The sequence below is a fragment of the Candidatus Planktophila sp. genome (assembly GCA_030681675.1).
Taxonomy (GTDB): Bacteria; Actinomycetota; Actinomycetes; order Nanopelagicales; family Nanopelagicaceae; genus Planktophila.
The window spans coordinates 32,464-54,432 of the sequence record JAUXRP010000034.1; the positions used below are offsets into that span (position 1 = coordinate 32,464).

The 21,969-nt window shown below is 47.0% G+C and carries 21 protein-coding genes; 3 read left to right on the forward strand and 18 right to left on the reverse strand.

Annotated features, from left to right (window positions below):
• Nucleotides 1-3: 3 nt before the first annotated feature.
• From der to Q8K48_06680, 6 genes are all read right to left on the reverse strand, one after another.
• Nucleotides 4-1,959: a ribosome biogenesis GTPase Der gene (gene der, locus Q8K48_06655; GenBank protein MDP1852076.1), complete on the reverse strand. Its 1,956-nt coding sequence runs from the start codon at nt 1,957-1,959 to the stop codon at nt 4-6.
• A 15-nt stretch (nt 1,960-1,974) separates the two neighbouring features.
• On the reverse strand, nt 1,975-3,027 hold the full coding sequence (locus Q8K48_06660) for a prephenate dehydrogenase (protein MDP1852077.1): 1,053 nt from the start codon (nt 3,025-3,027) through the stop codon (nt 1,975-1,977).
• The gene (gene aroH, locus Q8K48_06665) at nt 3,027-3,389 is read right to left on the reverse strand and encodes a chorismate mutase (GenBank protein MDP1852078.1); all 363 of its coding nucleotides are present in this window, start codon (nt 3,387-3,389) and stop codon (nt 3,027-3,029) included. Before aroH ends, Q8K48_06660 begins: the two co-directional genes overlap by 1 nt.
• 270 nt (nt 3,390-3,659) lie before the next feature.
• Nucleotides 3,660-4,373: a pseudouridine synthase gene (locus Q8K48_06670; GenBank protein MDP1852079.1), complete on the reverse strand. Its 714-nt coding sequence runs from the start codon at nt 4,371-4,373 to the stop codon at nt 3,660-3,662.
• A 40-nt stretch (nt 4,374-4,413) separates the two neighbouring features.
• Nucleotides 4,414-4,965 carry an SMC-Scp complex subunit ScpB gene (gene scpB, locus Q8K48_06675; protein ID MDP1852080.1) on the reverse strand — a complete coding sequence of 184 codons (552 nt, stop codon included), beginning with the start codon at nt 4,963-4,965 and terminating at the stop codon, nt 4,414-4,416.
• Nucleotides 4,958-5,833: a segregation/condensation protein A gene (locus Q8K48_06680; GenBank protein MDP1852081.1), complete on the reverse strand. Its 876-nt coding sequence runs from the start codon at nt 5,831-5,833 to the stop codon at nt 4,958-4,960. Before Q8K48_06680 ends, scpB begins: the two co-directional genes overlap by 8 nt.
• A 79-nt stretch (nt 5,834-5,912) precedes the next feature.
• Here Q8K48_06680 and Q8K48_06685 point away from each other — a divergent pair, with 79 nt between their 5' ends.
• Together Q8K48_06685 and Q8K48_06690 are read left to right on the forward strand one after the other, a co-directional pair.
• Nucleotides 5,913-6,797 (forward strand): ParA family protein, encoded by an 885-nt coding sequence (locus tag Q8K48_06685; protein MDP1852082.1) that lies wholly within the window; start codon nt 5,913-5,915, stop codon nt 6,795-6,797.
• Nucleotides 6,794-7,204 carry a cobyrinic acid a,c-diamide synthase gene (locus tag Q8K48_06690; GenBank protein ID MDP1852083.1) on the forward strand — a complete coding sequence of 137 codons (411 nt, stop codon included), beginning with the start codon at nt 6,794-6,796 and terminating at the stop codon, nt 7,202-7,204. Before Q8K48_06685 ends, Q8K48_06690 begins: the two co-directional genes overlap by 4 nt.
• 9 nt (nt 7,205-7,213) lie before the next feature.
• On the opposite strand, the gene Q8K48_06695 is transcribed toward Q8K48_06690, so the two are convergent.
• From Q8K48_06695 to Q8K48_06750, 12 genes are all read right to left on the reverse strand, one after another.
• Nucleotides 7,214-8,131, reverse strand: a complete 918-nt coding sequence (locus Q8K48_06695; GenBank protein ID MDP1852084.1) for a site-specific tyrosine recombinase XerD — start codon at nt 8,129-8,131, stop codon at nt 7,214-7,216.
• Entirely contained in the window at nt 8,112-9,209 is a 1,098-nt protein-coding gene (gene ald, locus Q8K48_06700; protein ID MDP1852085.1) for an alanine dehydrogenase, read from the reverse strand. The genes Q8K48_06695 and ald overlap by 20 nt, the downstream gene beginning before the upstream one ends.
• A 5-nt stretch (nt 9,210-9,214) precedes the next feature.
• A complete protein-coding gene (locus tag Q8K48_06705; protein ID MDP1852086.1) occupies nt 9,215-10,846 on the reverse strand; it encodes a CTP synthase in 1,632 nt (543 codons plus the stop codon).
• A 32-nt stretch (nt 10,847-10,878) separates the two neighbouring features.
• A complete protein-coding gene (recN, locus tag Q8K48_06710; protein MDP1852087.1) occupies nt 10,879-12,600 on the reverse strand; it encodes a DNA repair protein RecN in 1,722 nt (573 codons plus the stop codon).
• Complete coding sequence (locus tag Q8K48_06715; protein MDP1852088.1) at nt 12,593-13,444, reverse strand: NAD kinase; 852 nt, start codon at nt 13,442-13,444, stop codon at nt 12,593-12,595. The genes recN and Q8K48_06715 overlap by 8 nt, the downstream gene beginning before the upstream one ends.
• A complete protein-coding gene (locus tag Q8K48_06720; protein ID MDP1852089.1) occupies nt 13,444-14,232 on the reverse strand; it encodes a TlyA family RNA methyltransferase in 789 nt (262 codons plus the stop codon). The genes Q8K48_06715 and Q8K48_06720 overlap by 1 nt, the downstream gene beginning before the upstream one ends.
• A gap of 15 nt (nt 14,233-14,247) precedes the next feature.
• Nucleotides 14,248-14,406 (reverse strand): hypothetical protein, encoded by a 159-nt coding sequence (locus Q8K48_06725; GenBank protein ID MDP1852090.1) that lies wholly within the window; start codon nt 14,404-14,406, stop codon nt 14,248-14,250.
• Nucleotides 14,407-14,763 carry a hypothetical protein gene (locus tag Q8K48_06730; protein ID MDP1852091.1) on the reverse strand — a complete coding sequence of 119 codons (357 nt, stop codon included), beginning with the start codon at nt 14,761-14,763 and terminating at the stop codon, nt 14,407-14,409.
• Nucleotides 14,764-14,777: 14 nt separating this feature from the next.
• The gene (locus Q8K48_06735) at nt 14,778-15,110 is read right to left on the reverse strand and encodes a single-stranded DNA-binding protein (protein MDP1852092.1); all 333 of its coding nucleotides are present in this window, start codon (nt 15,108-15,110) and stop codon (nt 14,778-14,780) included.
• Between the two features lie 252 nt (nt 15,111-15,362).
• Nucleotides 15,363-18,698: a bifunctional proline dehydrogenase/L-glutamate gamma-semialdehyde dehydrogenase gene (locus Q8K48_06740; GenBank protein MDP1852093.1), complete on the reverse strand. Its 3,336-nt coding sequence runs from the start codon at nt 18,696-18,698 to the stop codon at nt 15,363-15,365.
• An 80-nt stretch (nt 18,699-18,778) separates the two neighbouring features.
• The gene (locus Q8K48_06745; GenBank protein MDP1852094.1) at nt 18,779-19,444 is read right to left on the reverse strand and encodes a D-alanyl-D-alanine carboxypeptidase family protein; all 666 of its coding nucleotides are present in this window, start codon (nt 19,442-19,444) and stop codon (nt 18,779-18,781) included.
• A 6-nt stretch (nt 19,445-19,450) separates the two neighbouring features.
• Nucleotides 19,451-20,656 carry a M20 family metallopeptidase gene (locus Q8K48_06750; protein ID MDP1852095.1) on the reverse strand — a complete coding sequence of 402 codons (1,206 nt, stop codon included), beginning with the start codon at nt 20,654-20,656 and terminating at the stop codon, nt 19,451-19,453.
• Between the two features lie 294 nt (nt 20,657-20,950).
• Here Q8K48_06750 and Q8K48_06755 point away from each other — a divergent pair.
• Nucleotides 20,951-21,969, forward strand: a 1,019-nt coding sequence (locus Q8K48_06755) for a hypothetical protein (protein ID MDP1852096.1), incomplete at its 3' end; no start/stop codon positions are given.

The window sequence follows — 21,969 nt, forward strand, 5'->3', positions numbered from 1 at the left end:
GGCTTAGTCGCGCTCTTTAACTCGGATCGCAACTTGGACTGGGGTGCCTGGGAATCCAAACTCCTCGCGAAGTCGGCGCTCAATAAAGCGCCGATATGAGGCCTCAATCCAGCCACTTGAAAAGACCACAAACTTAGGAGGGGCGATTCCGGCCTGAGTGGCGTAGTAAATTTTCGGCTGTTTACCACCACGCACCGGTGGCGGAGTTGTTCCAATGAGTGCACCTAAGAATGAATTGAGTTTTGCCGTTGGAACACGGCGCTCCCAACTATCTAAAGCAGTTCGAATAGCTGGAGCTAAACGATCTCGATGCCAACCGGTCTTAGCTGCCACATTGACACGTTGGGCCCACTCAACTTGATCTAAATGTCTATCAACTTCTCGATCTAACTGATCGCGGCGATCCTCATCTACTAAATCCCATTTGTTCATAACAATCACCATCGCCTTACCGGCCTCTTCAACCATCGTGATGACTCGTAAATCTTGCTCAGTGATTGGTTCTGATGCATCTAGAACGACAACTGCAACTTCACAGCGCTCTAGTGCGCTCTGTGTTCGAAGTGAGGCGTAGTAATCAGTACCCGATGCTTGGTTAGCTCGCTTCTTCAAACCTGCAGTGTCGATAAATCGCCAGGTCGACCCGCCAAACTCAATTAACTCATCGACTGGATCGCGCGTTGTACCTGCAACCTCATCGACAATTGACCGGTTCTCCCCCGCCAAAGCATTCAGAAGTGAAGACTTGCCAACGTTAGGACGTCCAATCAATGCAACTTTTCGATAGCCATCTTGAGTTTGTGCTCCACCGACCTCTGGAAGCTCAGCGACTATACGATCGAGCAAATCTCCACTGCCTCGACCATGCAGCGCAGATACAAAGTACGGCTCTCCAAGACCTAAACTCCACAGACCGTGAGCTTCGCTCTCTTCTCGTTCACCATCGACTTTATTGCCAATTAATATTAAAGGTTTCTTAGCTTTGCGTAGACGTTGAACCAAGATGTCATCCTCATCTAACGCTCCAACTTGAGCATCAACAACGAAAGCTAAAACATCGGCTTCTTCCATTGCAATCTCAGCACCGGCACTTACTTGAATTGAAATACCATCGGGCTTTGCCTCCCAACCGCCAGTATCCATAACAATGAATCTGCGTCCGCCCCATTCACACTCATACTGAACACGATCACGTGTTACACCTGGCGTATCCTCAACGATAGCTTCGCGACGACCGATAAAACGGTTAATTAACGTTGATTTTCCTACATTTGGACGACCTAAAATTGCAACGATAGGTAATCCGAGCAAAGAGCGCTGGCGAAGTAACTCCCAGATTCTCTCAATTGTTTCTTCAATAGTCAGAAGGGTAGAGTCAATCTGAACACTATCTGTCGCCATAACAAAGGGTGAGGCTTCGCGAGTTGAGTCGGCTACATCTCGTGAATCTAAGGAGCTACGAACATCAACATCTTTATCCTGCGTTTCAATCTCTCGTCGCTGCGCCCTCGCATCTAAATCGGCGGTCAAAAAAATTTTTAACGCAGCATCAGGTGCAATAACCGTTGCAATGTCACGACCTTCTACGACGATTCCTTTTTCCGCGCGATCTATGATGGTGCGTTGAATTGTAAAAAGCTCATGCCGAATCTGTGGCATTGCGCTGATTCTGCTGACGTTTTCTGTAACTGAACTTCCACGAATTGCATGCGTAATTTGAGTATCACCTGCAAATACTTGTGGATCTAGAGGATCTGATACAAAACGAATTGGATCACGCTTGAGCGCCAGAACAATCTCCTGGGCGCTCTCCAACTTATTTTCCAGAGCTAACCAGGTTACGGCTCGGTAGAGTGCGCCTGTATCTAAATAATTCCAGCCGGCACGAACTGCAATTGCTCTTGATGTACTTGACTTACCTGCCCCACTCGGGCCATCCATTGCAACGACTACGCCCATGTGACGAGCCTACTTCTATTTTAGAATCGGATGAACGTTCCATCCGATCGCACTCAGATGGTTAGAGAGTGATTCTGCATCGCGTGATGAGAGTGCAAGAGTTATGAGCGCACTTTGTTGACCAGGTGAGTGTTCTATATTTAAATCTTCAACGTTTACTGCAATTGATGCACACTCATTAAATATTGCCGCTAACTGCCCAGGTTTATCATCGATAACAATCGGAACGTATGTATATTCGCGAGCCTTGCCACCATGCTTGCCTGGAATACGCGAACGTTCAAATCGCCCCTTTTCAATAAAGGAGGCGATAGAAGTTTTACTCTCTAAATTTTCGAGCAGCTCTCCAAGTTCGCGATGCATACGTTGTACTAGTTCGACAATCTGCTCTCTATTTGAATAGATAATCTCGCTCCACAATTTCGGATCAGAGGCTGCTATTCGTGTGGTATCTCGAAGCCCCGCGCCAGCTAAATCCAGCCACTCGGTCGGTGCGCTTTCAAGAGAGAGTGCCAGAAGCGTTGACGTAATTTGTGGCAGATGCGAGATTGCAGCGACCGCTCGATCATGCTCCTCCGCGGGCAGAACAACCGCGCTGCCTCCAACCAGAGCGATCAGTTCACGAACGATTTCCTCTGATTCGGCAGAACATTCAGAGGTCGGAGTGATAATCCAGCTTCTGGTGGTGAAGAGATCTGCGCGAGCTGAATGTGCGCCACCAACCTCACGGCCGGCCATGGGGTGGGTTGGAACAAAGCGTGACAAAGGCAGACTGGAGTTCTTAATATGAACTATAGGTTCAGTTTTAATACTACCCACATCCATAAAGGTTGAGTTCGGGTTTAAAAGGAATTCCTTCTCTATGACTAAGGGAATCACCTCAGTCGGAACTGCTAAGACTACGAGCTCTGGTGAATCAAGTTTTCTACCTTGCGCTAAATCATTGGCAAGGGCGGCAGTCGATGCATCGATATCTACTAATTCAACGCCTACTCCCCGGGCATTGAGCGCTAAAGCTATAGATGTGCCAATTAAACCTGCACCAACTATGCGTACTTGAGAGAGCATTACTGTGCGATATCTCGGCGCAGAGACTGCGCTGCATGAAGATAAACGTGGCTAATCTGATCTGGAGTAATGCTACTTTCAGCGTGGAGCATGACACGGATCGTTCGTTCAAGAGCACCCGGGACATCGACCTCTACTGCACCAATTAAAGGCACGGATTCAAAACCGATCTCTCTGCATGCCGCTGCTGGAAAGGCGGCCGTCAAATCTGGTGTCGATGTGAAAATTACTGAAATCACTGAACTAGGTGTAAGTGAGTTAGCGCGCATCATCGCGGAGATGAGCTCCTTAACTCCAGCGCTTATAGCTTCAACGGTGTTTGCACTGATTTGGGTCGCACCACGCATTGCTCTCACTGACATGGGATAAGGGTACCTTTCATCTCTACTTTTCGTAAAAGTTCTATACTCAATTAAGTGTTTAGTAACTTTGTCGATATAACCGTTTTACTACTTTTGCGATCGGCCTTGGTCGATCAACGAGAACCTCAACAGTTTTGAGGAGTATCGATATATTGATAATTCATGCGCTTGACCTCCGCTTTTAAAGTCGATATATCGGTTAACCAAAAGTCTTATGTCGATATATCTATATAACGCTATATTCACCTATATCGATTTATCGTTATGTCTCTATAGCCCTAAGACGTTTCGTAGATTTGTCAATTCACCTGAGTTCAAATCCCTCCATCTCCCCTCAGGGGTATCCCCAAGTGAGATTGGGCCAAAGCGTGTCCGGATCAACCGCAGCACATCAATATCGACGGCCTCCATGAGACGGCGAATAATGTGATATCGACCCTCGTGGATAACCACCTCAATCCATCTGGCCGAAAGCTCTTTAAACTCTAAAACTCGACCCATTCCATCTTCTAATTCAACACCTTTAAGAAGAGTTTTGTCGACTCCACTAGGCAGCTTTCCGTCGTATTCAATAATGTAGGTCTTTTCCAAGCCAAAGGATGGATGTGTGGCTCTAAATGTTAAATCTCCATCATTAGTTAAAAGAATGAGACCCTCAGAATCCTTATCAAGGCGTCCAACGTGGAATAAGCGCTCTCGTCGAAGATCTATAAAATCACTCAGTGAGGGTCGTCCATCAGGGTCGTACATGGTAGACAAAACACCCTTAGGTTTATGAAGTGCTAGGTAACTCTTAGTCAATGAACGCTTAATTGTCTCACCATCCACTGCTACTTCAACCTTTTCTGGGTCGAATTTAGAGCCCATTGCTCTTACTGCGATTCCATCGACTGTCACTCGCCCAGATTCAATGAGCTCATCCGCACCGCGACGACTTGTGATACCTGCATCAGCGATAATCTTATTGAGGCGCATTTCGCCCATGGCTGTCTCCCGACTGTCGATGGCAAGAGTAGCGTGATGTCTACTCTGTTAGCGAATCGAGGATATCGTCTAACGCCTCAAGATTTGGCAGGTATGGCGCTAAGGCGGGTAGATCATCGAGCGAGTTCAAGCCTAATCTCTCAAGAAAGAAGCTCGTCGTCCGGTATAAAATCGCTCCAGTCTCATGCTCTAGCCCTGACTCTTCGACCAAACCTCTGGTTATAAGTGTCTTCATTACCGCCTCCACGTTCACTCCGCGTATAGCAGAGACCCTTGCACGGGAGACTGGCTGGCGATAGGCGACCACTGAAAGCGTCTCAAGGGCGGCTTGAGTCAGACGTGACTGCTGCCCATCGAGTACAAATCGCTCAACTACACCGGCTAAATCTGGGTGACTATAGAAGCGCCATCCCCCACCAATCTTCTTTAAGGCAAAGCCGCGATCTTCATAGCTCTGGCATAAGTTAGCTAAAGCTACTTCAATCTCATCGACGGTGCGCTCAAGAACTTGCGCTAGCGTGAGCTCGGTAACGGGTTCATCAACGACCATCAAAATCGCTTCGATTGAACGTTCAACTTCACCATTAGACATTTTCACTACTTTCCGACTCTCCATCTAGATCAAGAACAACTGGAATATCAAACTCATCACTCACTTCAACCTCACCAGACAGCGAGCCCGTCCACGAAATCTGCAATTCACCCATTGCTACCACCTGATTAAAGCGCACAACCCCCTGACGATAGAGATCCAGGAGTGCTAAAAAGCGGGCAACCACAACGGTCATAGTATCGGTATCGGCGATAAGAGTTCTGAAAGAGAGTGTAGTTGAGCGCCTCAAAGCCTCTACTACACCTTTAGACTCTTCGGCGACGTTGACTACCGTATGGTGCAGATGCGCCACGCTAACAACCGGTGCGCTCTTTGGAGTAAGTACACGCTCTGCAATAGCTGCAAATCGGGAGGCGCCGACACCGATTAATACCTCGGGCAGTAAGGCGCTCAAAGCAGGTTCTAGGGCGACAACGCGAGCAAATGACTTATCGGCCATGGCTATACGCTGCGCAAAAGTTGCAGCGATCTCTTTAAATGCGCGATATTGAAGAAGGCGAGCAAAGAGGATATCTCTCGCCTCTAAGAGGGCTAGATCCTCTTCATCATCGATCTCACCGCTTGGCAGAAGTCTGGCAGCTTTAAGGTCGAGCAGAGTTGCGGCAACAACGAGAAACTCAGTGGCCTGGTCCAAGCGCCAACCCTCGCCACTGAGTTCGAGGCCGCGGATAAATGAGATGAACTCATCGGTGACGATGCTCAAGGAGATTTCAGTGATATCCATTCTGTGGCGTGAAATTAGTTGGAGCAAGAGATCGAAAGGGCCATCGAAGTTTTCAAGATGAACCGAAAAAGCACCGCTGCTAGCGGCATTCACATCGGTCGACTCATCCATTGAAATTTCCATAGAGGCACCCTACTTCACAGTTGCCCCAACTCTGTGTAAGGCGTAGGCTCCCTCAAATATCAAGAAAGAGGTTTGACGTTTGAGCGCTAAATCGACAATTCGAGAAGAGATCTCCACTACCTCAACGCTTCTAGGTAAAAAAGCCCTGAACTTTCCCATTCCAACCGCGATTAGCGATCATGGAGGCGCGAAAGTTATAGCTGTCTTTAATCAAAAAGGTGGTGTTGGAAAGACAACGACAACCATCAATCTAGGAGCGGCTTTGGCTGAGTTTGGTCGACGAGTGCTGCTCGTTGATTTTGACCCACAGGGCGGCTTATCTCTTGGTCTCGGTGTTAATGCACACTCTCTTCCACTAGAGCAGACCGTGTACTACGCCCTTATGACCCCTACAGCGGCAATAGATACGATTATTTTGAAATCCTCAGTCGCTGGTTTGGATTTCTTACCTGCTAACCGCGATCTTGGAACTGCCGAAACAACACTCGGCGCTGAAATCGGTGGACAGCAGTATTTAAAACGCGCCTTAACATCGCTGCGCGATTACTACGATGTTATTTTAATCGACTGCCAGCCAACAATGGGCCAGTTGACTATCAACGCACTCGTTGCAGCCGATGAAGTCATCGTGCCACTTCAATGCGAGTACTTTGCCCTTCATGGATTTATTGAACTCAAAGGAAATCTCGATAAAGTTAAGACTTTTCTCAATCCAAATCTAACTCTCATCGGAATTCTCGCAACAATGTATGACAAAAAAACTTCGCATAATCGACAGGTTTTAGAAAGAATTCTTGAGCAGTTCCCTGCCGATGTCTTTGAAACAATCATTGCAAAGACGATTCGATTTCCAGAAACAACGGTCGTCGGCGAACCGATTACTACATATGCCTCATCATCTGATGGCGCGGCATCGTATCGACGACTAGCACGTGAACTAATCTTCCGAGGAGGCGCACGATGACCCGCAGAGCAAATCTTCCAGGTGCCGATGAGCTATTTCGCTCAACAACCCCTGCTTTAACATCAGTACCTACATCTAGTGAGGTCGGCGCACCACTTGTGCCACCCACTATCGCTACTCCAAAAGCGCCTTCGGTAAATAAAGGCGTCCGCTCAATAGCCAGACGGCGAGTAACAACCGTTGATCGCTCCCCTTCAGGTCGCGAACGCCATGATGAAAAAATTACCGTCTATCTATCTCCCGATGAGCTCTTTGATTTAGATCAAGCACGTTTACTGTTGCGGGGAGATTTAGGTTTAGCTGCAGATCGCGGAAGAATAGTTCGCGAATCCATTGCGGTCATTATCGCCGATCTTGAAGCAAAAGGTGATCAGAGTATTTTAGCTCGCAGACTTCGAGGTCTATAAATACATTACTTATGCGCGAGGGTGCGCCATCGCATAACTCTCGCGCACTCTATCGATCGTAATCAACGTATAAATCTGCGTTGTAGTCACCGATGCATGACCTAGCAGTTCTTGAACTACTCGGATATCTGCACCTCCATCTAAGAGATGCGTGGCGTATGAGTGTCTAAAGACATGGGGCGTAACTCTTTGGGTAATTCCCGCCGACTCTGCCGCTTTTAATACAATATTCCATGCCGATTGCCTAGTAATGCGTCCTCCACGTGAGTTGAGAAATAGCGCTGAGTTAACTTTTGAACTCTTTGATGCAAGCTCTGGACGAATACGTGTTTTGTATTCATCGATGGCTTTAGTTGCAAAAGCACCTAAAGGAACAACTCTCTCTTTTCCTCCTTTTCCACGGAGTTTGAGCGTAGTGATTTCGCCCTCTGCACTTTCTACCAAAGAGATATCACCCACATTGATTCCAATGAGTTCACTTACTCGTGCACCGCTGCTATAGAGAAGTTCGACCATTGTTTGATCGCGCAGAGTGATTGGCTGACCTTCATGCAAGGCTGCATCGATTAATTTAATAATATCCTCAACGCTGAGTGCCTTTGGAAGCCTTCTTGTCGCTTTACTACTTTCAATCTCCAGCGTCGGGTCGGCAAAACCATGCTCCAACTGCAGATATTTAAAAAAGCTGCGAAGCGTTGATTCAATGCGATTGATACTTGCCGCGGCGAGTTTGGCGTTTTTCAAATCCACTATAAACTCGGTGATCTTCATCGAATCTATATCTTCGACATCGCTTGAACTTAAGAAGTCCGAGAGTTTACTTAAATCACGGCGATATGCCGCTACTGAGTTAACGGCTAATCCTCGCTCAATCGAAACGTGATTGAGAAATGACTGCGCTAGTGCATCAAAATTTAATGTATTCATACCCATGAGCCTGGGCTACAGCCTCGTAGTAAATCTGACCATTATGAACATTTAATCCCCTTGCAAGATTGGAATCTTTTTCACATGCGGTTTTCCAGCCATATTTAGCGATGGATAAGGCATATGGCAACGTTGCATTGGTGAGAGCGTAGGTGGAAGTTACTGGGACTGCCCCTGGCATATTTGCAACGCAGTAGAAAACCGATCCATGAACTGAGAATGTTGGATCTGCATGTGTTGTCGGACGACTATCTTCAAAACATCCACCCTGATCAATTGCAATATCGACTAAAACTGAACCCTGCTTCATGGTTTTAACTAATGCGTTAGAAATTAATTTTGGTGCTCTTGCGCCGTGGATAAGAACGGCGCCGATCACTAAATCAGCGGTCCGTACTTCACGTTCAATTGCATGTAGTGAAGACATGAGCGTTTTAATTCTTCCATTGTAAGCAGAATCAATGTACTGCAAACGAGAAATGGAGCGATCTAAAATCGTGACATCTGCGCCAAGCCCAACTGCCATAACGGCAGCATTCAAACCGGCCGTTCCGCCGCCAATCACAACAACATGTGCAGGTGATACTCCGGGCACACCACCTAGTAGAACTCCGCGGCCGCCGTTAGGCCGTTGCAAAGTGCTTGCTCCCACTTGAGTAGCTAATCGTCCAGCGACCTCACTCATAGGTGAAAGCAATGGAAGTGTGCCATTTACTTCAACGGTCTCATATGCAATGGCCGTTATCTTGCTAGCAATTAATGCTTCAGTGCACGGGCGAGATGCCGCCAAGTGGAGATAGGTAAAGAGAGTTTGGTCTTGATGCATTTTCAGATACTCAGCCTCAATCGGCTCTTTCACCTTGAGAATTAAATCAGCAGAACTCCACACGCCATCACTATCGCTCACAATTTTTGCACCGGCTGCTATGAAATCCTGATTGAGAATGGCAGAGCCCACACCTGCTCCATCTTCGATAATTACCGAATGACCTGCGGACACAAACTCACTCACACCCTCGGGAGTAATTGCAACACGAGATTCGTGAACTTTGATCTCTTTCGGTACTCCAACAATCATATGAATTAACCTTTCGCCGCTACCGCCGCTGCAATCAATCCAACAAAGAGCGGATGAGGTCGAGTTGGACGGGATCGAAGCTCTGGATGAGCTTGCGTACCTATGTAGTAAGGATGCACCTCTTTAGGAAGTTCTACAAACTCCACTAAATCAAGCTCCTTATAAAAGCCAGAAAAGATGAGACCCGCTGCCGATATCTGATCACGGAACTTATTGTTGACTTCATAGCGATGGCGATGGCGCTCAGAGATTTCATCGGCTCCGTAAATAGTGGCCACCATGGAGCCCGCAACTAGATCTGCCCTGTAGAGACCTAAGCGCATAGTTCCACCCATATCTTGATTTCCCGCAACGATATCTCTTTGATTCGCCATCGTTGCAATTACTGGAGTCCCGGAATCTGAAAACTCCGCTGAATTAGCATCAGTGATTCCAGCTAAGTTACGTGCAGCTTCAATGACCATACACTGCAAACCAAGACATAGACCCAAAGTCGGAATTCTATTCTCGCGTGCATATTTGAGCGCGCCTACTTTTCCTTCGATACCCCGGATGCCAAAGCCACCTGGAACACATATAGCATCAACGCTACTTAAATTCTTTGCCGCACCTTCAGCGCTCTCGCACTCATCACTTGCAATCCATACAATTTCAATCTTTGCTTCATTAGCAAAGCCACCTGCACGCAAAGCCTCTGACACCGAAAGATAGGCATCGGGTAGATCTATATACTTACCGACTAAACCAATTCGGACATGATGTTTAGGGTGATGTACTTTTTCAAGTAAATCATCCCAATCACCCCACACCACTTCATGGCACTCCAAACCTAAACGCTTAACAACATAGGCATCTAAACCTTCAGCGTGAAGTACTTTCGGGATGTCATAAATTGATGGGGCATCAACGGCGGCAACAACGGCAGCTGAATCAACGTCACACATCAGAGAGATCTTCTTTTTTACCGACAGTGGAATAGCCCGATCAGAGCGAAGCACTATGGCATCTGGTGCAATACCAATACTTCGCAAAGCAACAACTGAGTGTTGTGTCGGCTTAGTTTTCAACTCACCCGATGGACCAATATATGGAACCAATGAGACGTGCAGATAGAAAACATTGTCACGACCCACCTCTTGGCGAATCTGCCGAGCCGCCTCTAAGAAAGGTTGAGATTCAATATCTCCAACAGTTCCACCTATTTCAGTAATCACGATATCAATATCAGGTGCGGCCATTGCACGGATCCGCTCTTTAATCTCATTTGTAATGTGTGGAATAACTTGAACGGTTTCACCCAAATACTCACCGCGACGCTCTCGGGCTATAACGCGCGAATACACTTGGCCCGTTGTGACATTTGCCGAACCATGCAGATTAGTATCTAAAAAGCGTTCATAATGCCCGATATCTAAATCAGTTTCTGCGCCATCATCGGTGACAAAAACCTCACCATGTTGAAAGGGATTCATCGTTCCAGGATCGACATTTAAATATGGATCCAGCTTCTGCATCGTTACGCGAAGACCTCGGGCTACTAACAAGCGTCCAAGAGATGAGGCGGTAAGACCTTTTCCAAGAGATGAGGCGACTCCGCCGGATACAAAGAGGTGTTTCGTCACATGTTGCTGGCCCATGGGAGTTCAACCTATCACTTTTTTAACTGCCTCTATTCCATCTTCAACGATAATAGTTCGGCGGCGTGTTCACGCGCGCTCACTGAGTTTTCCAAGCCCGCTAGCATCCGCGCAAGCTCCTCAATGCGATCTGCACCATCAACTCTTCGAACATCACTTTGACCCACAGAGCCATGTGAATCCTTAGTAACTACGAAGTGCGTGTCTGCCCACGCAGCCACTTGAGGCAGATGCGTGACAACAACAACTTGGGCGTGCCGAGAAAGTGAATGAAGGCGACGTCCTACTTCAATTGCCGCTTTACCCCCAACGCCCGCATCGACTTCATCAAATATGTATGTACCTACTGGATGCGTTGCCGCGATGACAACTTCCAAAGCCAACATGACGCGTGACATTTCACCGCCACTTGCACCTTTTGCAAGTGAGACTAAAGGTGCATCTTTGTGAGCCGATATAAACATCGAAACCTCATCACAGCCAAATGCAGTGAACCCACTTTCCTTCAAGGCGGCGTAATCAACGCTCTCAATTTTTACATAGAAAGTTGCGTGTGGCATCGATAGAGCCTGCATTTCAACGGTGACCGCCGAACTCAATTTTTCACCAGCTAATTTTCGAACTGAAGAGAGCGATTTAGCCGCAATGACAAGTTGCTTTTTAATTCCAACTAACTCGGTCTCCATCTCCTTTAAGCGATTATCACCGCCCTCTAAATCAGCTATCTCATTTTCAGAGGATTCATACCGTGTTATTAATGCATCGGCTTCAGTTGCAATCTCATTGCCACCACCAAATTTCTTGATTAGCGCATGAATATCTGCTTTTCTAGTCTGTAAGTAATCCAATTGATGTGGATCGGCCTCTAAGGAGTCCAAGTAACTAGCTAGTGCACCCTTTGCATCTTCAATGAGATAAAAGCCTTCGCTTAACTGACCATAGATTGCCTCAAGTGCCGCATCCTTGCTTCGGGCGCTTTCCAGCGCCCTTCTGGCTACTCCCACCGAAGTTAACGCTCCAACTTCATCCCCATCAACGGCGCTCAAAGCAGATGCTCCGGCGATGCGAAGCTCTTCCACGTTAGATAAGCGATCAATGGCCGCATTAATCTCTGGATACTCACCCCGTTTGAGTTTGAGTGTGGTGAGCGCTAAGACAAATTCCCGCAAGGTTTTAAGTTCTTGCTCGGAGTGTTCAATACTCTTTCGAAGCACCTCAATTCTAGTTTTTAAAACGTGATATTGCATCAAAACCTTGGAGTACTCGGCGAAGGTAACTTCAAACTCAACGCCTGCAAATTTATCTAATAATTCGCGCTGTTTTGAGGTTTTACTAATATTTATATTTGCAGCTTGAGCATGAACTTCTATTATCAACTCACTCATTGAACTGAGAGTATTAGCAGTCACGGTTATTCCATTGCATGTTGCTTTACTTTTCCCATCGGCGTTTACCGAACGAGTAATGATGAGCGCGCTATCTTCGACAATAACACCACAGTTTTCAAAAACTTCAATTTGATCGGCAGGGATAGAAAACCTCCCGCTTGCCACTAATCTCTCGCTACCTTTTCGCACTAAAGCGCTATCGCTCTTACCGCCTAAAATCAGGTTTAGCGCCGTTAGAATCATTGTTTTACCTGCGCCAGTTTCGCCGGTTAAAACCGTTAATCCTTTAGATATTTCCAGCGTTGCTTGATCAATGACACCGATAGAACGAATCGTTATCTCATCAAGAAGAGTTCGATCACTCACCGCGCCAGCCCTGTATTGGTAATTTGAACTTTGCAACTAAACGATCGCTAAAAGATGTATTCGTTAAATGAGCTAACTGAACAACCTCTGAATCCTTTGAAATATGCACCCGATCACCTTGGAGCAATTCAAAGTTTCGCAGTGAATCGGCAGATAGAAGTGCCCCCACTGAATCAATACGCACAACAATCTGTGAAAGTGTAGAAATAACTAACGGACGAGAAAAAAGAGCATGTGCCGAAATTGGAAGTACCACTAAAGCATCGACTTCAGGCCAGACTACCGGGCCTCCGGCAGAGAATGCATATGCCGTTGAGCCAGTTGGTGTCGAACAGATTAAACCATCACAACCCCAACGAGAGATAGGCCGGTCATCGATCTCTAGAAATAGTTCAACCATCGTTGCATGTTGACGCTCTACAGTGACTTCATTGAGCGCCCAGCCTGAGGTAACTTCTTTGCCATCTCTTTCAACTGAGTATTTCAGAGTCATACGGGGATCAATTACATATTTCTTCTCAGTTATCGCGCTAACCACGGCATCAAGTGAGAGTTTTTCAACTTCGGCTAAAAATCCAACATGGCCAAGATTCACGCCCAGGAGCGGAATTTGATGTTTTCTAGTTACCTCCGCCGCGCGCAACATTGTTCCATCGCCACCTAAAACTACTGCAACTTCTAACTCTGGCAATTCATCAACACTGCACTGAGTGGTTCCGGCGATGTGAATATCGGAGATTGAAAAGATAGAAAAACCTGCACTATTAAAATCTGCAGCAAGTTTAATCGCAGCTTCAACGGCCTTTGCCCTAGTCGGGTTACATACAAGTAAGAGATTGCGCATTAAGCCGGACCTTCGGCGATTGCTAAATCCAGCGCATCGTGATCGATTGCCAGTGCACCGCGGCGCAGCCAGAGGAAGTACTCAACATTTCCTGCAGGACCAGGCAGTGGTGATGCAACTATCGCCATCGTGCCAAGACCTACGTCATAGGCCGAATCGGCAACATCAATGACTGCAGCTTTGCGTAACGCTGGATCGCGCACGACTCCCCCAGCACCTAATCTTTCACGGCCAACTTCAAACTGTGGCTTAACCATGACCACGAAATCGGCTTCGGGTTTAGATACGGCGACAAGGGCGGGAAGAACTAATGTCAAGGAGATAAAACTCAAATCTGCAACAACTAAATCTATCGGCTCGCCAACAACATCTCCGGTTAAATGACGAATGTTTGTTCGATCCAAAATAGTCACACGTGGATCTTGCCGTAACTCCCAAGCCAACTGTCCATAACCAACATCGACTGCCACCACATGCGCCACATTTCGGCGAAGAAGAACATCGGTAAAACCACCAGTTGATGCTCCAGCATCCAGAGCGCGCTTACCTTCGACAACAACTCCAGTGAAGGCATCTAAGGCCCCCGCTAACTTGTGTCCGCCACGTGAGACGAAATCATCCCGCTTACCCGCCAATTTTATTGATGTCTCGGCATCTACCATCGTCGCCGGTTTTGTAGCGGGAATACCATTGACTAAAACAGAACGTGATTCAATTAAATCCGATGCATTTTCCCGCGAACGTGCAAGTTCACGACGAACAAGTTCTGCATCAAGACGTATCTTCATCGATTAATGAACCTGTTAGAGCCCATCGATCGAAGATAGCGCTTTTACAAGAGTTGAGTGCAAGGCTTCATAACGCTCTGCATGATCATTGATTGCCATTGCATCGATTTCCACGAGTTCATTGCGAACCTCTTCTACCAGTGAGCTGCCATCTACATGTAACTCCTGTTGCATCTACGCTCTCGCTCTCTTAGAGGCGCTTTTCTTTACTGGAGTTTTTTTGGAAGCAGCTGTTTTAGTAGTCGAAGCCTTTTTCGTCGCATTCTTAGGCGCCGCCTTTTTTGGAACTTCATTTTTTAGCTCAACCTTTAAACGTGCGATCTCTTCTTTAAGCGCCTCAAACTCTCCGCGTTTAACGAAACCCATCTTGGAGACTGAACGCTCGACCTCATCCTCAATCTTTACTTTGAGCGCTTCTCCGCCCTCGCGAAGCCATTGATTGACCGCCGATGCAACCTCAGTTGCCTTTTTATCGCCATCAGTTATCTTGGAGAGATAGGTGCGAAGAGTTGAAAAAATGTCATTTACCATAGCGCTAAGCCTACCTATATTCGCTCAATCTCAATGGCCTCTACCTGCCAACGGCTTGCAAGACCAGTTGCACCCTTCCAAAATCGGCGATGAACGCTACCCGTGACTTCTATCCACTCAGCCGGTTTCAGACTCAACGCACTTCGCCGCGCCTTAGCGCTCCACGCCCCAATATCTAGCGTATCGACACCTTCGACCTTGTTTCGGGTAACAATCAACCTAAACTCCACGACCTTATCTCCACTTGGCAACTCCCTCTCAATCGCTGCGGCAGATACTCGTCCACGAAGCAGCACGTCATTGAGTGAGTAATCGGGCTCTGCACTCATTACTTTCGACTTAGCCATTTTTATCCTCCTTAAGTAGTTAAGGCGAAAGAATCACTTAGCGCGCCGACAACTAGTACGAAAAAGGAGGTAGTGATGTGGATAAAGAAATCAACCCGATTTGGAAAGAATGAGTTTTAAGGTGAGAGGGAGGTCAGTATGTGGATTTGGCAGTTGATAATTCGTCGTGCCAAAAAGGTTACCATCCCCCTCACTGATGAAAACTGTACTCCTTTTTTCACACTTCGTTAGGCTAAAAAGGAAAATTCTTTTCTACAGTCTAGGTATCGGACCAGCCCCGACATTTCCATATCGATGATTAGTGATCGACACGCTCTGCTCCAACAACCAGCGCGGCGCTTCAATCTCTCCCCGAGAGGCAATCGGCCGGCGATCAAGTGATATTCCGCGTTTTAAAAGTTCAACGGTAGGCGCAGGTTTACTTGAGAGCCAGCGCACTTTCCCGCACTCACCAATTGCCTTATCCTCGCCAGCCCAAAAGATAGGTGTGCCAACAAGTTCACTGATCCATTTAACATACTCAATGAAATCAGTTGGAGTATCCGAATCGATAAAGACTGTAATCCCTTGAGAGTATGGTAAATATCGCTGATAATTTCTCTCCACTTGCAAAGCTGCCTCATCGATATCTTTGGAGCCGCGCACATCCCACCATTTTTTTGAACTCTCTTTAGTTCTCTCTAGTGATTGCATCGATGACCAATTGCGCAGACTATCTAAATAGTTTGGGCCTCCGGCCTTTGACGTAGCGCCTACACTGCTACGTTTCCATCCGCCAAAGGGCTGGCGATTTACTACAGCCCCAGTAATACCACGATTTACATATAAATTTCCAGCCTCCATTTTTCCTATCCATCGCTCACACTCATCAACATCGAGTGAGTGAATTCCAGCAGTTAAACCATACTCAACCTGATTTTGCCATTTCAGCGCAGTCTCAAAGTTTGGTGCATTCATAATCGCCAAAACTGGACCAAACCACTCGTTTTTATGGCTCCATGAATCTGGCACAACCCCAACTTTTATTCCAGGTGACCACAAATAACCCTGTGAATCTAACTGCTGTGGAGTTATCAACCACTCTTCTCCCTCATCCAAAGTTGTTAGCGCCCGCAGGAGTGCACCCGTAGGTGGATGGATAATGGGACCTACGGAAGTTGCGAACTCTCGTGCTATGCCAACGCGTAAACTTTCTACCGCATCCTTTAACTGATTTATAAAATTCGGATTGTTGAAAATGGTTGACTCAACAATTGCCACACTGGCAGCGCTACATTTTTGGCCCGCATGTCCAAAGGCTGAGTGCACGAGATCTTTAACTGCGCTGTCGATATCTGCACTAGCAGATATCAAAATAGAGTTTTTTCCACTAGTTTCGGCCATGAGATTGAGATCGCTTCGCCACGAATAGAACTTCTCCGCCGTTTCAAAACCGCCAGTCAGAATAGTTGCATCGATCCCTGAATGGGTAATTAATCCCCTGCCTACCTCATCATCTCTAGTTGGGAGAAATTGCAAAACTCTTTTTGGCACACCTGCTCTCCACAGTTGCTGAACAAGCAACCATCCAGTTGCAACGGCCTCGGGTGCCGGTTTGAAAATAACGGTATTGCCCGCCGCAAGAGCTGCACATATACCACCTGCAGGAATTGCATAGGGAAAATTCCACGGAGGCACAACTAATACCACTCCAATGGCTTGCGAGCCCAACTCTTTTTCACGGGCAGATAATGCATAATAACGAGCAAAATCAATCGCTTCACTAATCTCAGGGTCGGCTTCGGAAAATACCTTTCCAGCATCTCTGGACATAACTGCAATGCTTGTTGATCGTTCGCCCTGCATCAACGTCGCCGCCTTAGCTAAAATTTCGCCTCGGGCAGTTGCACTCAATGAACTCCATTCAGTTAAAGCTGCACGCGCACTATTTACTGCGAGGTCGATATCGGCGGGGTTTGCAACGCTGTAGTGATACCAAGGTGCCCCTTCGGCACCCGGATCAATTCCGCTTTCTATCTGTGAAGATTTAATCTCAACACCATTTATTACCAAAGGTATCTCTAACCCAAAACTTTCATACTCTTTTTTTATGGCATCAATTAACCCCAGCCGAAAACTGCTCTTCGTGGCATCGCTATCGCTCTGATTACGAAAAACCCCTTGAACAAAGGCCGCAGTGGGCCTAGGTGGTTCTGATGTATGTCGCCTGGAGTGGGTTGAAATCGAGTGCCGCTGGGTAATTGATGTTAGAAATCGACTCCTTTGTTCAACAAATCGCGCCCGATCATTTTCAATATCAAAAGAGGCTCGAAGGTAGTTCTCAATCGACGTATTTTCATCTAAGCGTCGAACGAGATAGGCCACGGCCGCTGGAAAATCCCCATGTTTTGTTACCGGCGTGTAGAGAAGCACTCCCCCGGTTTTTTCGGCAATTGCTAGCGCCTCAGCGTTGGCCATACCCTCCAACATCTCAAGATCTAATTGGGTTTTGACTCCGCGCAGTGATGCAACCTCTATCGCCCACGCTAAATGAAATAAGTTATGGCTTGCAACTCCAATTCGTACACCTTGTGCAACATCTGGGTTCAGAGCGGTATCAATTAAGCGCGCATAACTGGCATCCACATCGGCCTTAGTTGCATATGGCGCAGATACCCAACCATGAAGTTCGGCCTCTGCCTTTTCCATTGCGAGATTGGCACCTTTTACAAGCCTAATCTTTATCTTTGCGCCGCTCCTGATATTTCGCGCCTTTGCCCATGCAACTAATTCTGCAAAAACCGAATGTGACTCGGGCAAATAGGCCTGTAAAACAATTCCAGCCTCTAGGGATTCAAACTCGGGCTCACTCAAAACCCTTTTGAATGCATCAACCGTAATTCTTAAATCCCGAAACTCCTCCATATCTAAATTTACGAAAACGCCGGACATCTGCGCTTGGCGGTAAAGCAAACGTAGTTGCACACAGGCGCGATCAACTGAGCCCACATGATCAATGGCAATTAGCTGACTTACAATCGATGAAATCTTCACCGAAATATAGTTAATCTCGGGTCGCTGAACTAATTCAATTATCGAACTCAATCTTGCGCTGGCTTCACTATCACCTAAGACGGCCTCACCTAAGAGGTTAATATTTAGCCGAACACCTTGCTCAGATCGTTTCTTGATATGGTTTCTCAGAGCGATCGATTCTGCAGGGAGAATTATTCCATCGGCCGCGCTCCGAACTCGCCAGTGCACGATTTGCATAACTTGGTTTGGGGCGAGAAAAGAAAAAAGCCCACCGATTTTAATTCCAAGAAAATCGAGAAAACCTAACCCCCTCGAAGTTGCGAGCTTGGAAATTCGACGAAGTGTTCGCGCCGCCTGCTTTAGTGAACTAATACGGATCACTTCATCGGTCAGAGCCATCGTTAATTGAACTGCCGCAGGATCTTTGAGCAACCGTGCAAAGCGCTTTCGATTCGCCTCATCTCGCCGGTTACGTCTAGCCGATGAGATAACTAACAGTTTTTCCACTAATACAACGGCCTCAGTCGTTAAATAATCGATATCCCTCTTTGTCGCCAACGGTTCGCTTAGCACGCTCACTATCTTAGATAGTTTTAGTTAAATTAGTTACCATCGATGGAGTGGTTCGACAAATGCGCACTTTCTAAGTGAATTTATTCAGAATAGGTCGACGATGCATCTGAAATCATTGCTGGGCAAGGTTGGCCTGGCGCTGTCAGACCTTCAAAATGCCACCACTCGTTCTCATATGGACGACAAAGTCCATACACGTATCCATTTTCCTCAAGCCACAAAGTTGAAAGGTGATCATCGGGGTAGTTAACATCTATCGCTAAGCCCAATGGATGGTGGGAAATATCCGGTGGGAGTACCCATCTCGATGCAAGTGCTTCGCTTCCATATTTTTTCACCGCCGATTTAAAGAGAAAAGCTTGGCGTTCGTAAGATCTAAATCCAGATGTGATTGCGAGTGTAATGCCTTCCTTCTTGGCACCAGCTTGAGCAGCCAAAAAACGAACTTTTAAAAACTGATTGAGATCCGTTGGATTCTCGGTGGCTGTTAAATACTCACTCTCGCCCAAGCTCTCTTCGTTTTCCAAGCATCCAGAGGCAACATTCGTACTTCGCAGCGAACCATTAACCGCATCAAAACAGAGAAGTTGAATTGGAGTTGGCACTGTGCTCAAACTTGGAGTTGGTGTTGCACGCGGAGCCTGTTCAGTATTAAAACTGGGGTTGAATTCTCTGCCAACGAAGAAACCGACAATTCCGCCGACCAGGATTGCTACTACTACTAGAGATAGAATCTTAATTTTCATCATGAACTACTTTTCTCGGGTAAGCGCCCTCATTGCAAGTTCGGCATGTATTTCCACACCTTTGCACAAAACGCTATCGTCAAAAGTAGCCAAGGCGCTGTGGTTACTAGGTGCCGTTGCATAATCATCGCTAGTACAAGCTCCTAAGAACATGTAACTTCCAGGAACTTCAAGTAAAACTCTAGAAAAGTCTTCGGCCCCAGCAATAGGAAACTCCATTGGTGCGTAGGAATCTTTACCAAAAAGGTCAATGGCGGTATCGGCTACAAACTGGGCGTGCTCGGAATTATTTATCGTCACCGGATACTGACCCATGGCAACTGCATCTACTTCAAGGCCATAAGCCTCGCCAATTTTTTCGCACAGTAACTTTGCTTCGCGAAGTATCTTTTCACGGGCAATGAGTGAAAACGCCCTAATTGTTACCTCGAATTTTGCCTCACTCGGAATAATATTTGCTTTAGTACCTGCATGAAAGTATCCAACAGTGACAACAATTGGATCAAAAATATCAAAATTTCTCGTCACAAGTGTCTGTAAATCCCCGACCATCTGCGCAGCCACAACAATTGGATCCTTAGCAAAGTGTGGCATTGAACCATGACCACCTGCACCGCGCACTGTAACGTGAAGTTCATCGGCCGAAGCCATCATTGTGCCCGATTTCGTTGTAAAGACATTACGCGGCACTGATCCAGAAGTGACATGGATTCCATATGCCGATGAAACTCGAACCCCCGCGGCATCCAAAACTCCCTCGGCAATCATGTGGGCGGCGCCATCGTGGCCCTCTTCGCCAGGTTGAAACATAAAAACTACATCGCCTTGTAAATGATCGCGATGTGCTGAAAGCAATTTAGCTGCCCCAACAAGCATCGCCGTATGCAAGTCATGTCCGCATGCATGCATCGCGCCATCGATAGTGCTGGAGAAATCCACACCGGACTCCTCATGAATTGGAAGTGCGTCCATATCACCTCTAAGAAGTACAGCCTTACCGCGCTTTGCACCCCGCAGTACAGCAGTCACTGATGAGGATGTTTTACCTAAAGAGATCTCTAATCCGAGTCCGTCCAGTGCCGAAAGCACCATGGCCTGCGTCTCTGGTAGATGCAGTCCGATTTCAGGTCGTTGGTGCAATCTATGACGTAGTTCCACTAGCTCTGGTTGCAGCCCTTGCGCACCTTCATGAATTGAACTTTGGTATGTCATGTATCCCCCAAGGTAGATAAATATGAATGCCCACAATAATGTAAGTGTTTCGTAAGCAAAGATTCAATCTGCAACTAGGTTGCGTCAAGAATCGTCACCATATCATCAAAATAAAAAAAGAGCGTAAGTGATGAATCCAACACTGACACCTTCTTCTATCCCCCAGAACTGAGTTGTAGCCTTAGATAAATCGGGACTCTAGTCCCACGCTTGCGGTCCATGAATTAGTCGATCGCACAGGACATGAACCGGTCTCTCATTAATCATGTTCGACTAGCGAAACGAGAATTAAATATGAAAAACAGATTTTCCACATCAGAGAGTTCAGCGCCCGCTCCTTTAGTAAGTTCAGGTCCTTTACATAAAGCGACTGCATTCTTGGTGATGCTAATAGGCGTTGGCCTAGTTACGATCACACTAATCGGCAATCTATTTGCCGTCGGGCCTGCCTTCGAGAATTTGATCACCGACTTCCGTCCGGCGCTGACACAGAGTTCAATCGACACCGCACGTGCAGATATAGCCGGCCTGTCTGCAGTAGAAAACGAATTCACTACCAAACTTGCACCCGCTCTAAGCCAGCAGTTAAAGATGACAGCAGAGCAGTTCAATGGCTTTGTTTCTCAAAATTTTCCAGCTGTTGCAGCGGGAATGAGCGCATTGCCAACCGTTGTTCCAACTTTCAACGGATTGATAGATACCTTGGATACGCAGCGGCCCTTGTTCACATCGGCCGACGCTATCCCCACAACAAATCTTCCAGCCACCACCGTTCCTTGGGCAATGTTTGGCACAGGTCTACTAATTTTCCTCATTGGAGCTCTAATGCTGCGCTCACCCAATGCGGGCGCTAAAGCAGCGATCGTGGTGGGAGTTCTCCTTTTGGTTGCACCAATCGCACTGTCGTTGCCCGCAAAGGCAGCCGATGCTGACCAGTTGAATGCAAATCTCAAGCCCGTCTACACCCAAGAGTTGGTAACTAACGCAGCTGGCGCACTCACAACTATCGGCGCAATGGGCAACGAGATGCAAACAGCAATGTTGCCTGCGTTAGCCACACAGTTAAAAATGACACCGGATCAGTTGCAGAGTTTTCTCGGCAGCAACTTTCCTGCAACTGCTCAAGCCCTGCAAACAATGCCTGCATCGATGGAGCGCTTCAACGGACTTGTAAAAGTATTTGATGAAAACCTTGCCAACTACAACACGCTCAAACCAGTTGGTCTGGAAAGGCTCATTCAAACTCTGATGCTTGCTGGCGCATTGATCGCAATTCTGGGCGGGTTGACAGTCTTGAAACGCCGTCGGAACTA